The organism is Flavobacterium olei (genome assembly GCF_039749035.1).
In the GTDB taxonomy this organism is placed as follows: domain Bacteria; phylum Bacteroidota; class Bacteroidia; order Flavobacteriales; family Flavobacteriaceae; genus Flavobacterium; species Flavobacterium olei.
Map to the genome: position 1 here is coordinate 254,472 of NZ_JBDKWC010000004.1, position 15,086 is coordinate 269,557.

At 32.0% G+C, this 15,086-nt stretch carries 11 protein-coding genes; 3 read left to right on the forward strand and 8 right to left on the reverse strand.

Annotated elements, in window-relative coordinates; all coding sequences use genetic code 11:
* Positions 1-43: 43 nt before the first annotated feature.
* Complete coding sequence (locus tag ABEB31_RS12060; protein ID WP_133525787.1) at positions 44-220, forward strand: histone H1; 177 nt, start codon at positions 44-46, stop codon at positions 218-220.
* Positions 221-323: 103 nt separating this feature from the next.
* Here the strand turns inward: ABEB31_RS12060 and ABEB31_RS12065 are convergent, their stop codons facing one another.
* The 8 genes from ABEB31_RS12065 to ABEB31_RS12100 all read right to left on the reverse strand — a co-directional run bounded on the left by ABEB31_RS12065 (position 324) and on the right by ABEB31_RS12100 (position 10,121).
* Positions 324-2,423, reverse strand: coding sequence for a DUF262 domain-containing protein (locus tag ABEB31_RS12065; RefSeq protein WP_347051876.1), 2,100 nt, complete (start codon positions 2,421-2,423; stop codon positions 324-326).
* Positions 2,420-4,240: a DUF262 domain-containing protein gene (locus tag ABEB31_RS12070; protein ID WP_347051877.1), complete on the reverse strand. Its 1,821-nt coding sequence runs from the start codon at positions 4,238-4,240 to the stop codon at positions 2,420-2,422. The genes ABEB31_RS12065 and ABEB31_RS12070 overlap by 4 nt, the downstream gene beginning before the upstream one ends.
* Positions 4,241-4,401: 161 nt before the next feature.
* On the reverse strand, positions 4,402-5,019 hold the full coding sequence (locus ABEB31_RS12075) for an ADP-ribosyltransferase (RefSeq protein ID WP_347051878.1): 618 nt from the start codon (positions 5,017-5,019) through the stop codon (positions 4,402-4,404).
* A 66-nt stretch (positions 5,020-5,085) separates the two neighbouring features.
* A complete protein-coding gene (locus ABEB31_RS12080) occupies positions 5,086-5,493 on the reverse strand; it encodes a hypothetical protein (protein WP_347051879.1) in 408 nt (135 codons plus the stop codon).
* A gap of 165 nt (positions 5,494-5,658) precedes the next feature.
* Positions 5,659-6,762 (reverse strand): hypothetical protein, encoded by a 1,104-nt coding sequence (locus tag ABEB31_RS12085; RefSeq protein ID WP_347051880.1) that lies wholly within the window; start codon positions 6,760-6,762, stop codon positions 5,659-5,661.
* 61 nt (positions 6,763-6,823) lie between these two features.
* The gene (locus tag ABEB31_RS12090; RefSeq protein ID WP_347051881.1) at positions 6,824-8,542 is read right to left on the reverse strand and encodes a hypothetical protein; all 1,719 of its coding nucleotides are present in this window, start codon (positions 8,540-8,542) and stop codon (positions 6,824-6,826) included.
* Positions 8,520-9,635 carry a hypothetical protein gene (locus tag ABEB31_RS12095; RefSeq protein WP_347051882.1) on the reverse strand — a complete coding sequence of 372 codons (1,116 nt, stop codon included), beginning with the start codon at positions 9,633-9,635 and terminating at the stop codon, positions 8,520-8,522. The genes ABEB31_RS12090 and ABEB31_RS12095 overlap by 23 nt, the downstream gene beginning before the upstream one ends.
* A 225-nt stretch (positions 9,636-9,860) precedes the next feature.
* Positions 9,861-10,121 carry a helix-turn-helix domain-containing protein gene (locus tag ABEB31_RS12100; RefSeq protein ID WP_133525793.1) on the reverse strand — a complete coding sequence of 87 codons (261 nt, stop codon included), beginning with the start codon at positions 10,119-10,121 and terminating at the stop codon, positions 9,861-9,863.
* Positions 10,122-10,648: 527 nt separating this feature from the next.
* On the opposite strand from ABEB31_RS12100, the gene ABEB31_RS12105 reads away from it, so the two are divergent.
* Complete coding sequence (locus ABEB31_RS12105) at positions 10,649-13,672, forward strand: SusC/RagA family TonB-linked outer membrane protein (RefSeq protein ID WP_347051883.1); 3,024 nt, start codon at positions 10,649-10,651, stop codon at positions 13,670-13,672.
* 75 nt (positions 13,673-13,747) lie between these two features.
* Positions 13,748-15,085, forward strand: a complete 1,338-nt coding sequence (locus tag ABEB31_RS12110) for a RagB/SusD family nutrient uptake outer membrane protein (protein WP_347051884.1) — start codon at positions 13,748-13,750, stop codon at positions 15,083-15,085.
* Position 15,086: the final 1 nt, after the last annotated feature.

Here is a 15,086-nt window from a genome sequence, read left to right on the forward strand (position 1 = left end):
AAGTAAAATTATATTTTTGCTCACTTAACTTAAATAAATAATCATGAAAGATTTAGTAGCAAAAATAAACGCCGAAATCGAAACATTTAAAACAGAATCTGAATCTTTAATTGAAAAAGGTGTTAAAGCAGCAGGCGCAAGAGCCCGTAAATCAACTTTGGAAATTGAAAAACTTTTGAAAGAGTTTAGAAAAGTTTCAATTGAAGAATCGAAAAAATAAGAAATACTTTCAGAATTAAATCCCGTTAGTTCTAGCTAACGGGATTTTTTAGATTAATGCTATTTAGAAAAGTTGCAAAAAAAATAAAACAGCCTCCAATTTTTTATTCATCTTTTGCCCATTTAATAATTAGATCAAATGGTGTTTTTTTCTTATTCCTGCCAATTATTTCAATATCCAAAGTATTATTTAGATTTAATCCTAAATTAAATCTAAACTGGTGGTTATAAACTTGAAAAATTGGACTAACAGAGGGGAAATATTTACAATTTTCTATTCCATCTGTAAATAACGATCTATATCCTGTTTCTTTTTTAAGCCAACCAAAATTGAAATTATGATTCTTGAAAAACTGGCTGTATGATAGATTATAAACTCTTTCGCTAATTATATAATAAAGATATAATTGATCTGTAACGAATCTTATTTTTGAAAAGTCTTCATATTTACCTGTCAATTCTATAACGTATTTTTTTTGAATCTTTATTATATATTCAGTTAATCCCAGTTTAGACATGCTAAATTTTTTAGCAAATATAAGAACTGCCGGATGCTTTTTAAAAAGACCAGAATAAACCAATCGGGATTCATAGGTTTGTGAATATAGGGTAGTGATCAAAAGATTTCCCCAAATAATATTAAAATCTTTTTCAGAGATTTTTTTATAGCCTTTGTATATTTCTTTTAACATCCCTAAGTGTTTAGCCTCATATTGGTTGATATCTAGTTCCACACCATTAAATTGAACTTCAGAATCAATAAATGGGGTTAATAAAATATTTGTAATATTTCCTTTGAAATTTTTGTGATCTTCTATTTCATGAATTAATGCTTTGGATTCAGTAAATTTGTTTATTAAAATGGCTTTAAAAATTTCTTCTTTTCTCTGGTCTACATTTAAACCTATTAATTTATTGTCATCCTTTAATTCTTGTAATGTCGTGTAAACATTTTTATCAGAAATAAGATTTTCTAAAGATGATATTAATCTTGGCCATTCACGTCTCGAATTATCAGGCGTATTTTCTACTAAATTTCTGACCACTCGAATAAAATCACTTAAATTTACTTTAGGTTGTTCGTTAAAGGAATATATGAGAGTTAGGAAAAAAATAATAGATTGATTTGTATCACGCTTATTGTTTAGAATATCTTTTAAAATGCCATGTATAGATTCTTCTTCCCACATTATAGAGTTATTATAGCTCTTTGTTTCTTCTATAAAATCAAATGAAAATATTAAAAATTCAAGATTATATTCTATCGAGTATACTTCACTAAGTACTCTAAAATCTAAAAAATTGCTCTCATAAGATTTTGCCCTAAATTCTGCGTTCTTATAATACAGCATTTCAGTTAAAAAACTCAAATATGCCATAAATGGGCTATCAATTATATATGAATTTGCACTTCTATAATCCCATAGATTGTCTACCCACTTGTATTCTATTTTATCTTTTACAATCTCTAATAGTTTGTGGTTATAGCGTATGATTTTTGTAAATTCGGATTTGAAATTCTCGAATTCAGTAAGCATTTTACCTCTTGCATTCATTCTAATATAAAGATTCTCAGTCAAGCCAAATTGGTCTAAATCTGTGAAATAAAATGATACGAGGTTACTTTTTTTACCAATTAGTTTATCAAGTATTCCTATGGGGGCATTTATTAGCTTTACATTATTTGCTAAAGTATCCAACATATTGAGCATACCCGATACAGTAGGATCATTTTTCCATTCTTCATTAAACCAAACAGAATCTTCAATTTCAGATTTTATTTCAGATAAATCCTTAAAATTGCTAAAGTCTAAAAGGATTCTACAGAAATCATGAGCCGAAGGCCTTGTTTCATAGGTGAACTTTTTTAAAACATCTTGTACTTCGTTTAAGCGCCCTTCTTTTACTGCAACAAAAAAATGAAGCAAAAATAGTGTAGTCAATCTTTGCTGGCCATCTAACGGTATAAATATTTTTTTCTTTTCATCCTCTAATACTTCCGTTAAAATTGAGCCGTAAACAAAATCCAGTTCTATCTTTTCATCTTCTAAAATTGATTGTATCAAATAATCATCTACAAATTTATTTCTTAGCTTTAGTACGTCCTCCGTATTTCTCCCTTGCGCATAGTCTCTCTGAATTATCGGGATTTCAATTTTGTCATAAAAGTTACATAATTCCCAAAAGGTATATTTACTGTTCATGATGATTTGATTTGTGAATTTAAATAAGGCTCGAGTTTATCTTCAATGTCTTTGTAGTAATTTTTTTTATCAGCCTTACTCCAATAAAATGGTTGTAAATCAGAGTCAGTATAATACTTTAAAAAAATATTTTTTGTTGTGATAGGTATATATTTACCTTCCTTTTCTAATTGTAGGATTTTGTTTCTTTTGACAGGAAATATTGCATTGTTCAATGAGGAGTTATGCTTTATTGATAATAACGATAAATTATCTAAGACGTGTACCGATTCAGAATCAAAGACTTGAATAAGATCGTTTTTTAGTTCATTAAATAACTTTTCATCGATCTTATCTTGGTTTAACAAATTCAAAATTCTAGTTATATATTCTTCATTTATCAAAAACGATTCGGATATTTGCTCGTCATTTTCTTGTGATTCCACATCTATAGTTTTAATATCCTTAATTACTTCATATGTGTCTTCAAGCCATTTTCTGATAGCTTTTGGATCTTTCATTTCTTTTGATTCTTGTGCGTGTATGTGTTCTATACTCCACCCTCCATCACGTTCAACTTTCTTATATAAATCAAAAGGGAATCTGTTTTTTTGAGCTGTTTTCAGTGTAGAGGATGCAACTATATTATGTAATAAAAAAATTTTCTTCAATTCACCAGTCCCATTTTCATAGGATAGCTTGTTTAAATCAATATCAGAAAGTTTCATCCGGACTTCATCTAACGCCCATTCCTTAAAGTCTGTTTTACTACACTTTGAATTATCGATTATATGACGAATTTCTTTTATTGGATTATCGTCTATTGCTAAAAGAAATCCTAAATGATGATATAAATAATCATTTTCAAACCAAAACTTTAATTTTCCGAAATATTCTTTGGTTTGGTTCCATAATCTAATGGCATTATTTTTTTCATCCTCCAAATCTTCGGATCTAATTTCCTTTTCAAACCATAAATAAGTTGAATATTTTTTTGCATTATTTTTGGCAATTAGCCTAAAAATAAACTCTATAGTGGAGGAGGTTTCTTCTAAATAATTACTATTGAGAAAATACCAAAATTCTTCATTTCGAAGTTCCATTTCAATTCTGTGCCATTCATTTGAAATTTCAGCTTGTCTCAATATTGCTTCGCGTTCAGTTAGGCCGTGTTTGATTTTAGAAAGTAATAACGCTCTGATAAGCTCAGCGTCAGTTAAGGGGATTTTACCTATATTTAAACGATTGAAAATATCAATTTTTTTACTTTCAACTTCATCTATATTCTCAATTTCCTTTAGCTCTTCTATTTGATACCAAATAATTTCGACTCTTTTCGTTAAGGTCGAATTAAAGTCATCTATATAACCTACATCATTTTTTGTTTTTTCTTCAAACCATTCTTTTACAATACTATAAGCCTGGCTCATAAAGTGAAAATCAGGACTGTCATGATTATAAGTTTCAGGCGATAGCATATCTAAAAAGATAGTGCTTTTTGCTCTTTTTTCAAAAATTATAGCATATCTGGGACGCTTTAGATAATTAAATATTATATTCATTGTTATTAGACGCTGCTGTCCATCAATTACTTCCCATATATTCATAACATGCTCATCCTTTGCAGGAACTACAACAATCGGCTGCAAGCAATACTTTTTTTCATCCGTAAGCATGAAATTATGTATATCATCAAGCAAAGCAGAAACATGTTCTCTGTCCCACCGGTAGCCTCTTTGGTAGTAAGGAATCAGATAATGTTCAAATCTTGGATTTCTATCAGGTGTCTTATCATTCAAGATGATTTTACCCACGGGTTTTAATTCTATTATATTCATTTTTTGTCTTTAGTTATTATAGAATTAATCTTTTATTTTTTTATCTTTCTTTTAGGTAAGTTCGGCATCTTGCAATAGTTAATCTTCTTATATTCTTTTTTCAGTTTTTTGAAAAAATTATATTTAGCTCTGTTAATTAAAAATGTATTAAGAGGATTATTTTATTCTAGATATCGATCAAAATTTAATTCTATAACTCTAAGAAAATTAAATTTTAATATAGTTTCTCTTTCAATAATTTCACCTAGAGTAGCAGTAGGAAACTCAGTATTTATCTTTACAGTAAATAGCGATTTACGCTTAAATAGAATTTCACCTTCATAAGTATTATTGTCAAAATCTTTAATTTTGTCTACGTCAAGTACTTCAGATCCTTTGGGAATGGTGATAGTTAAGAACGCTGGCTCATATTCAAAGGACGGATTCTGGTAGAATTTTTGTGTATCACCAATATTTTTAGATGTAGACATATAACCGTAGTCTATATATTTATCGTCTCTAAGAGTTTTTAGCATCTCACGATAATTACAGACCCTATACACTAACAAATCTTTATCAGTCCTATTCCCAGCAAAACAAGTGTCAAGGCATTCTACCAAAGTTTTTGAATTTTTTACCAATTGTAAGTTAGCCCTCAGGATTCCGTTTAATTGGAAGGTAAATCCCTGTGTTGAAACCTCAATTTCTTCTATTTTTTCCTCAATTGATAAGATTTCCGAGGAACTTTGAACATAACTTTTGATAGCTCTGAGTTGTGAAGGTTGTAATTCTATTCTCATTTTTTATTTTTTGAAGCTTATATGAAGTTTTCTTTTAAGATTATTTGTTAGAATTTATAATAATTATCAAATTATTATAACTCCTGGCATTTCTTCATAAACTACGGTGACTTCAAAGTCTTTAGTATTGTAAGGTGCAACTAGCAAAACTTCAAATTGATTGCAAAAAGGTGGTAGCGATTGCATGTTATTTTCGTTTTGCGTTGGAAAGAAAAAATTAACAACAAAAGTTGGATGGATTTGATTGTTAATTAGGGTTAATGGTTGAGCAAAGCTATCTACTGACCCATTTGTGGATATAGATGTGAAATTTAAATAAACTCCATTTATCCACCCTAACCATAAGTGTGGTGGCTTATCAGATAAAAATGGGATATCAATTTTTAAGATTTTTACACCACTGAAAGAATGCTGACATTTAAATGTAATCTTTGGCCTCGTTGGGCTTAATGTAAAGGTTTTAAAATGGCTCATATGTTATTATTTCTTAATATTCCTTTTAGTTAAATTATGAAATTACTGGGGCTATAATTTATATCCCAATAAAAAAAGCATTTTCGATTCGATACTACAGAACCTTAAGGCTTTCTATTAAGGTTTTCCGCAGTAGTATTATTGCAAATGATAATTTAACATCGTCTAGCTATCAGTTTTTACTGAAGTTAACAAACTAATAGTTTCCGGAAGTTCATCTCGGAATTTTTGATATCGGTCGATTAATTTACTAAAATTCGTTTTGATGTAAGATTGTTCCGCTTTAAAAGCTTCGACTGTGTTTAAAATTGCATTGCACGACAATCGAAGAGAATTTGTTCTTAAATCATCACGAGTGACAGCCAATATTAAAAGAACAGGCTTGCATAAGTTTTCTGGAAGTAGAAAAGGATTAATACTTTCACCCTTCAATTTTTTATCAATAAATTCTCTTTTAAAAATTTCATTAAGAGGTTTCAACCGTGGATCTGTATCGAAATTGAATCCTGGTTCTTGTTCAATTTCAATATGATATTGTGAAAGTTGGTCACGAAAATCTTGTAGCAGTTTATTAAGTATAGTAGTGTTTACACTTATGCCATTTAAATAGCTGTTGTACTTTTCTTTTATCAGGTCAAAATTAAATTTTAAAACTTCTGTATAACTGGCAACTCTATTTGTAGTTAATACATATTCTTTATAATTTTTGTTTGCTTCTTCTTCGCTAATAATTATATTCGGCTTCCAATTTCCATACTTAAATTCAACATATTGTAATAATTCAGCTTTATCCATGGAGTCAAAATTTTTCCCATCTAATGCTTCATATATTTTTAAATCTGGAATTTCAAAACTATTATCTGTAAAAGATGCATTAAAATTTTCAAGAGCTGCTTTTTGAGATTTAAGATTTTCCTCGAGACTAATTAGCTCGGCAATCCAGCGCCTGCCTGTTCGCTTAATTTTTTTTCTATTTGTAAAAAAATCAATAACCCTATTAGCAAAAATACCTAGAAACAATGTGAAAACAGGAATTATATATTTCCAATAATCAGGTTCTAATGTTTCTTTTACCATTATTAGTGTGGCATCTTCTTTTACTTTAATTGGTATTATAGTTTTCTCTTTTAGATCAATTTTTATCGTATCACTTTTTTTAGACTGTATATTTGATTTAATTTTGGAAATGTTACCCTCTTGAGGAAACGTTTTTGAAGACGATAGTAAAACAGCTGTAAGAAATATTAATTTAAGTAATTTTTTCTTCATATCTAATTATGTTTGTTATTTTTAACTTTCCAAACTTGATTATTCAAAAGAATTTTCGTTATTACTCTATTAAGTATAGTGTCTCTTTTAAATACTCCTTTTGTTCGTCATTTATTGAATTTAATAAAGATCTTTCATCTGTTAAATTAGTTAGAATTAATTTGGCTTTCCCATTCATTATCTCTTCGTTATATTCAGATGCAGTTTTTGTATTTTTCTTAGATTCTGCAAAAGATAATATTATCTGATTATTACTTGGTTTGTTTTTGAAGATAAATTCAAGTATTAATTTTCTATTATCTTCATCAATATCCTCTTTAAAAATTGCATCCATCATAAAGGGGAATACGTGAACATAACTTGTTTGCTCAATTACTTTATTGAAAGCAAAGTAATATGAGAGTAAAGTTTTTAGTAATTCAACTCCTTGTTTTGGGAATATCTTCATTTGATATAAAAGGAGATATAACTCATTGTCAAAAGGTTTCACTTTTAACTCATTCAAGTAATCTTTGAAATATTCTTTGAAAATATAATCCCTACTATTACGCTCTTTTTTTAGCTCATCATCTGTTTTAAATGCTTTTAATTCTATGTTTTTTTTATTTAATTCTATAGTAGTTTCTCCAATTTGAAATAAGATATTATTTGATAATTGAACTTTTGTTTTGTTATCTAGCCAAGAAGTGAAAGTTAAATCGGCGATTTTGTATTTATGTAGTAGCGCATAATCGTTAGCGACAATTTCTTTTTGTGTTGACATCGCTGTTTCCAAACTATTTATATTCCCTTTTATATCTTTCAGTTCATTTTTTAATTTAGTGATTTCTGATTCAGTATTGTTGAAATCTTGGTAATATTCATAAATATTTTCTATGGAACTGGGCAAATTTTGCTGGCAAGTAGGACAATCATTTTCTATTGGATTTTCTGCTTTTAAAGCTTTTTTAACTATTCTAAGAATTTTTAATCTTTCTTCAATGAATGTTAATTTATTACATTTGGTTAAGTACTCTTTTTCTATTTGAATAAGTTCATCTTTATTTTTTTTATAGTACTCAATATATTCGAGAGATTTTGAGATAAACAATTCGTCTTTTAACTTAGAAAGTTTAAATTCATCATCATGTTGCTCTGTATCCGTTAGAAACTTTATTTTGGCTTCGAAATTTTTTTTATCCCTCTCTAATTCCTGTTTTTTTAACCTATCAAATTCGTTCGTTATACCAAGATAATAGTCATAATAGTCAGTTTTAAAATTTTTAAAAAAATCTAATCCTCTAAAAGATTTTAAAGCTAAAACCCATCCATAATCTTGTGATACATAGTAAGGCAAAAACATTGCTTCTAACGAGGCTAATTTATATTCGCCAGCTGATTCTAAATTTAATGTAAATCCAAATAATTCGCTTAAATATTCTTTAAGCAATATATGTTCCCTAGAGTTATTTGCTCCAATACCAGAATATTTAATTAATGGACGGTTTTCTCTTTTGATATAGATAAAATCGTTATCTCGAATAATACTGATATTTTCGTTACTTTCTCTTCTCATAATAAAGTCAAGTCTAAAAATCACACCTTCATCTAAAATTTCAAATAATTTGTGTTTTTCATCATTTATTCCAAATGTGTATTGTATAGCTTGTAATACTGTACTTTTTCCAGAAGTGTTTTTTCCATGAATAATGTTTATGCCTTTATCAAATTTTGTAAAGAAACTGGTGTTGTTTCTTTCACAGTAGATAAAGAAGCTTTTATAGAATAGTTGAGTCTTCATTATTAATTTCTTTAATATTTAATACTTCAAAAAGTGCAGCAAATAGGATTGCTTTAATTTGTAAATCATTGAAATGTGTAGTGTAATTGCTTTGAAATAAATCAAACAATTCAATTACATTTTCTTCTTCTGAATAAGTTGTGAGACTTTTAATTTGTTCTTTTGTGAAACGCAATATTTTTTGATGTTCAGCCTCTTGAATGCTTTTAAATAAATCAAACGCACTATCAAACGCTAATTCAAAATTTTCTTTTTCAACTGGTTTGATTCGTAATTTTGAAGATATTTCATATTTTCTTAAATGCCAATAATCAAAACATTTTGCTTTCGTTGTTAAAATTTTTAAAGCATTTTCTATTTTATGACTTTCAACTCTTTTGGTTTTATCTAACAATTGGACTTGATTCCCATGATTATAGATTACCTCAATTTTTCTAAAAAGACTAATAAGTGAATCTATTGCAGCTCTTTTATCAAATATTTTGTTACCAAAAACTTCACTAATTTTCCCTTCTAGTTGATTTTCTTGTTCTTTTGCAGTAGTTGTAAAAGGGATCCATAAAAAATTCAATTTTTCCAATTGATCATGTAGACTTGTTTCAGTGATGTTGGCTCTAAAATGTGCTTGTAGATCATTATGTAAATTTCCAAATTGGATATTGGGATTATCATTTTTTATAGATACAACTATATCTTTTTTATTCTCTTTTTTTGGATATTTTTTCTTTATCTCAATAGTTTGATTGGTGGAGAAATACAGAATATGTTTATAATTGTCAGATTTCAACATTTTATCCAAAATTAACTTTTCACCAGTTTTTAAAAGTTTGTTTAAAATTTCAAATAACTCAGGATTAGCGCGCCAAATACTAGGCGATTTCTTCTTAGATTGATATGCTTCGATTAAACTAACTTCTCCCTCTTCATTTAAAAAGCAAAACAAAAAATCGTCGTGATGTTCGAGACATATAAAATAGTTTTTATCTTGGAACCTATTAATGTAATTATCTAAAAGTAAATAGATAGCAGTATTTCTCTGTAATGCAAATCCATTATGAGCATCCGGTCCTGAATTTATTGTTTTATCTATCATTTTCGATTTCTTTGATTTGAATTGCCTGACAACAATAAATCTAATTTTTTTTAGGCTATAGCCTGTTAATTACTTTCCAAACAAACAAAAGTGCTTTTGTATTCACTTATGGTTTTCCATAATGTTCTTTCTCAAATGGAAATTAGCTTTTTAATTTATATAGGAATACCGTATTAATACCTGTTTTTAGTTTCCAGAAGACAAAAAAAAGATGCACAAAGCATCTTATTTATGAATATCAATTTTTTTTAAGTCAAAATCAAAATCAAGTAATTCCTTAGGATGGATTCCGAGACCTGTTGCGATACTTACGATTGTTTCGAGAGTTGGATTACCTGTTCCAATTTCATATTTATGATAATTGCTTGAATCAAATTTTGTTGTACTATCAACTCCACTTAAAGTTTTTATTTTTTCCGCTCTAATTTTTTTTAAGTTTTCGCCAAAGGCTTTCTTATATGCCTTCAAAAGTTCTTCCTTAGCCATAATACTATAATTTGAAGGAACAATATTTGACTTTTATTAAAATTATTTATGGTGATATATCACCATAAATAATTTTTTGCATATATTTGTAACAATTCAATTGAAAATGAATTAATATCTTTGCGATTCTTCAAAACAAAATATTGAAGCATTCGCTTTGAATCTCGTTTCAGAAAATTGGCGTTTTTAAAACCACGAGATGATAAGTAAGATGCTCACGACCTTTACGGGCGTGGGCTCACTTATTTGTGGTTGGGTATGCCAATGCCTCTGAAACAATAAGCTGAGTTCGCGCCTTTTTTATAATAACTCAGATAACATTCAAAGTAAAATCTTCCTTTATTTTAAAGTTCGCATTGCAAGTGTTGAACCTTTAATCAATGTTATGTGAACTAAACAAATTAATTCCCTTATGATCATTAAGCCGTTTACTTAATGCATAAAAAATGGCCCTCTACCACAGCGACCAAACTAGTATAGAGGACCGTAGCTAATCAAATTATTGTTTAACTAACCAATCCAATATTATGAATAATTTTTCATATTACAAGGATGGGAAAAATCTTTATTGCCTAATTTTTATGGCGGTATTGTTGTCTTTTTCATCTTTACAATCCAAAAATTTAGTCCGGCACAAAAACACATTTACTCAACAAAATCAAATTCAAGGTACTATAACAGATGGCAGTAATCCTTTGCCTGGCGTAACCATTGCTGTTAAAGGCAAATCGAATGCTGCAGCTATTTCTGATTACAGCGGACAGTTTGTTCTTTCTGTATCTCCGCAGGATACGTTAATTGTTTCATTCATCGGCTTTAAAACAGCTGTTATACCTGTAAAAGGAAGAAGGGTAGTGGATATTCAATTGTTATATGACACAACTACCTTACAGGAAGTGAGGGTAAATGCCGGATATTATTCTGTTAAGGAAAGCGAGCGTACCGGAAGTATTGCCCGTATTACAGCCAAGGATATTGAAAACCAACCTGTGACGAATGTATTCGCTACCATGCAGGGGCGGATGGCAGGAGTAAGCATTACACAAACTACAGGAGTACCCGGTGGAGGATTTGATATTAAAATTCGTGGACAGAACAGTATTCGAAGTGATGGTAATAATCCCTTATACATTATAGATGGTGTTCCATACGCCTCGGATCCAATCGGCTATAATCAAACAGCCTCCACATTTCCTACCGTTACAAGTCCACTCAACAGTATAAATCCCGATACAATTGAAAGTATCGAGATACTTAAAGATGCTGATGCCACCTCGATTTATGGGTCAAGAGGCGCCAATGGGGTGGTGCTTATCACTACTAAGAAAGGAAAAGGCGGAAAAACTGTTGTGAGTGTTAAAGCTACAACAGGGGCCGGAACAGTTACTAAATTTATGAAACTGATGGGTACCGAGCAGTATCTTGCTATGAGGAGACAGGCTTTTGTCAATGATGATCTGACCCAGTATAATCCTTGGGACTATGATATTAACGGGACATGGGACCAGAATCGTGAAACAGACTGGCAGAAAGAATTTTTGGGTGGTACTGCCCAAATAACGGATTTGCAGGCAACGCTCTCGGGCGGGTCTGATAAAACGCAGTTTTTATTAAGCAGTAGTTATCACACAGAGTCTACTGTCTTTCCCGGCCAATATATGTACAAGAAAGGAGGGACACAGTTCAGCATGAGTCACCGCTCTGAAGATAATAGGTTCAAACTCACTTTTTCAGCAGGATACAATATTCAGGACAATGATCAGCCTGCATATGATCTTACTGCAAGCTCAAGGTATCTCGCGCCAAATGCTCCTGCGCTGTATGATGAGGCCGGAAATTTAAACTGGGAAAATGGAACTTGGCAGAACCCGCTTCGTTACAGGGATGCAAAGTTCAGATCCAAAACAAATGATCTTGTTACCAGCGCCGTTTTGTCTTATGATTTACTGGATAATTTAGTTCTGAAAAGCAATTTCGGTTTTACAGATTTAAGGCACGAAGAAACCCGAACTTCGCCTTCTACCATCTATAATCCTGCTTATCAGCTGACAAGTGCCTTTTCCGGTATTTACTTAAATAATACAGACCGACAGTCCTGGATAGTGGAGCCTCAGATAAGTTGGGAAAAAGAAATGACTTTTGGTAAAGTCAATATTCTTGCCGGAGGAACTTTCCAGAGCCAGATAACGGATCGGCTTTATCAATTCGGAAACGGTTTCACATCAAATGATCTCATCTATGACCTTGCATCTGCAAGTACTGTGCGGGTTTTATACAGTGATGATGTACTGTATAAATATCAGGCCTTCTTTGGAAGGATCAACTATAATTGGCAGGACCGTTATATTGTAAATCTGACGGGAAGGCGCGATGGCTCAAGCAGGTTTGGTCCGGGTAACCAGTTTGCCAATTTCGGTGCCGTGGGAGTGGCATGGATTTTTACCAAAGAAAGATTTTTGAAAGATATTTCATGGATGAGTTTCGGCAAACTGCGCGGCAGTTATGGAACAACGGGAAATGACCAGATTGGTGATTACCAGTTTCTCGATACCTATACCTCTTCGGGGCTTAATTATGATTCCAATGTGGGATTACAGCCTTCACGACTTTATAATCCTGACTTTGGATGGGAAACAAATAAAAAAATTGAAGCTGCTTTGGAAATGGGCTTCCTGCAGGATAAAATATTTCTAACCGCCGCCTGGTATCAGAATCGTTCATCCAATCAGCTAGTGGGCATACCTTTGGCAGGAACTACTGGATTCCAGTCCATGCAGGCCAATTTAGATGCTGTTGTGCAAAACACAGGATTTGAATTCACTGTCCGGACTCAAAATTTCAATACTCAGAACTTTAAATGGACGACCAGCCTTAATCTTACTTTAGCCCGAAATAAACTTATTAGTTTTCCGGGACTTTCCGCATCTCCTTACAATGAGAAATATCGTATTGGAGAACCCTTAAATATTGAGCTAAATTATAAATATACCGGTATTGACAGCCAGACAGGTGTTTATCTTTTCGAGGATATTAATAAGGATGGCGCCATATCGTTTCCCGAGGACAAACAAAGTGTAGTTGATTTCAACCCGCAGTACTTTGGCGGACTGCAAAATCAGCTCTCCTATAAACGATGGAAGCTTGATTTCCTTTTTCAATTTGCAAAACAGGAGAATCGCGGCTATTATAATGGTTTTGCCGGACAGATGTCCAATCAGCCGGCAAGGGCTGCGGACAGCTGGATAAAGTCCGGTGATAATGCAGCACAGCAAATTTATACCAGCGGCTACAATGAAGATGCTGTCACTGCTGACTATCTCTATAACCAGAGCACGGGTTCTATTACTGATGCGTCTTTTATTCGCCTAAAGAATATAGCTTTTTCCTATGACCTGCCTTTAGGTACGAAAAGTACACAGTGCCAGCTAATCCTGCAGGGGCAGAACCTGCTCACTTTTACAAAATATAAGGATGGCGATCCTGAATTTATAGCCTCAGGTTACCTGCCTCCCCTGAAAATCATTACTGCTGGAATTCAACTCACTTTTTAATTATCTGTCATGAAAACAATCTCGTTTAAAATTATTTCTATACACCAATTATTGCTTTTTCAAGCAATAACAATAGTGTGTCTGAGCTCATGTGATTCTTTTGTAGAAGTTGATCTGCCAAAATCACAATTAACAACAGTTTCAGTATTTGATAACTATTCAACAGCAAACGCTGCACTGTCGGATATTTATTCTAAAATGAGGGATCAGGGCTTACTTTCCGGTACTGCTTCAGGAGTTTCTAATCAGCTGGGCAGTTATGCTGATGAGTTAACCTGCTTTGCAAGCCCTGGAGATCCGACGCTTCCGTTTTACACAAATACACTTTTGCCTGCAAATTCAACTATCACAGATTATTGGAATATCAGTTATAATCAGATTTATGCAGCTAATGCAGTTATGGAAGGAGTGGAGTTAAGTAATGAATTAACTGCAGTTGAAAAAGGGCAGTTAAAAGGTGAAGCTCTGTTTATAAGGTCTTTGGCGCATTTTTATCTAACAAATCTCTATGGAGACATTCCTTATATTACTTCGACGAACCATAAGATCAATAACGCAGCTGAGAAGATTAAGGTCAAAGAGGTTTATGCCAAAGTTATTGTGGATTTGGAATCAGCGATAGCCCTGCTTGCACCGGACTATAAAAATGCAGAAAGAATACGGCCCAACCAATTTACGGCCAAAGCATTATTGGCAAGGGTATATCTGTATAACGAGTCATGGGCAGAAGCAGCAAACGCTGCATCAGCGGTATTAAATGCTGTAAATCTCTATGCTATTGAAGATAATCCAGCCATTGTATTTATAAAAGGTTCCAAGGAAACACTTTGGCAGTTTCAGCCATCAGCTTCCGGAAAAAACACAGATGAAGCAGGTATTTTTATATTTTTTTCAAGCCCTCCGCCCCTTGTGGCTATAAGTAATAATCTGATCACATCATTTGAAACAGATGACTTGCGAAAAACTAATTGGACTGCATCTATTAGTGACGGTACTACTACGTGGTATCATCCCTATAAATATAAGGAGTTTGATTATACAGCTTCCTCAGTTGAGTACTCGGTGATATTTCGCCTAGCTGAACAATATCTAATAAGAGCAGAAGCAAGGGCACATCAGGGAGATCTCATAGGTGCTAAAGAAGATTTAAATGTTATAAGAAAGCGCGCGGGGCTGGCCGCCACAGAGGCTGTCTCCGGGCAGGAAATTATTAATGCTGTTTTACGCGAAAGGAGATGGGAATTATTTACAGAATACGGACATCGTTTTTTTGATCTCAAACGCTCGGGAGAAATTAATAGTGTTCTCTCTGTGTCAAAAGCAGGATGGAATTCGACAGATGTTTTATTCCCACTGCCTCAAAATGAGTTAAGTATAAATCCCAACCTGCGTCCACAGAATAGCGGATATTAAA

Bases quoted from the DNA above. Each gene is read 5' to 3' on its own strand.
- ABEB31_RS12090 (WP_347051881.1), bottom strand. From the start codon at position 8,542: ATGAAGACTCAACTATTCTATAAAAGCTTCTTTATCTACTGTGAAAGA.
- ABEB31_RS12095 (WP_347051882.1), bottom strand. From the start codon at position 9,635: ATGATAGATAAAACAATAAATTCAGGACCGGATGCTCATAATGGATTT.
- ABEB31_RS12085 (WP_347051880.1), bottom strand. From the start codon at position 6,762: ATGAAGAAAAAATTACTTAAATTAATATTTCTTACAGCTGTTTTACTA.
- ABEB31_RS12075 (WP_347051878.1), bottom strand. From the start codon at position 5,019: ATGAGAATAGAATTACAACCTTCACAACTCAGAGCTATCAAAAGTTAT.
- ABEB31_RS12080 (WP_347051879.1), bottom strand. From the start codon at position 5,493: ATGAGCCATTTTAAAACCTTTACATTAAGCCCAACGAGGCCAAAGATT.
- ABEB31_RS12100 (WP_133525793.1), bottom strand. From the start codon at position 10,121: ATGGCTAAGGAAGAACTTTTGAAGGCATATAAGAAAGCCTTTGGCGAA.
- ABEB31_RS12065 (WP_347051876.1), bottom strand. From the start codon at position 2,423: ATGAACAGTAAATATACCTTTTGGGAATTATGTAACTTTTATGACAAA.
- ABEB31_RS12060 (WP_133525787.1), top strand. From the start codon at position 44: ATGAAAGATTTAGTAGCAAAAATAAACGCCGAAATCGAAACATTTAAA.
- ABEB31_RS12105 (WP_347051883.1), top strand. From the start codon at position 10,649: ATGAATAATTTTTCATATTACAAGGATGGGAAAAATCTTTATTGCCTA.
- ABEB31_RS12070 (WP_347051877.1), bottom strand. From the start codon at position 4,240: ATGAATATAATAGAATTAAAACCCGTGGGTAAAATCATCTTGAATGAT.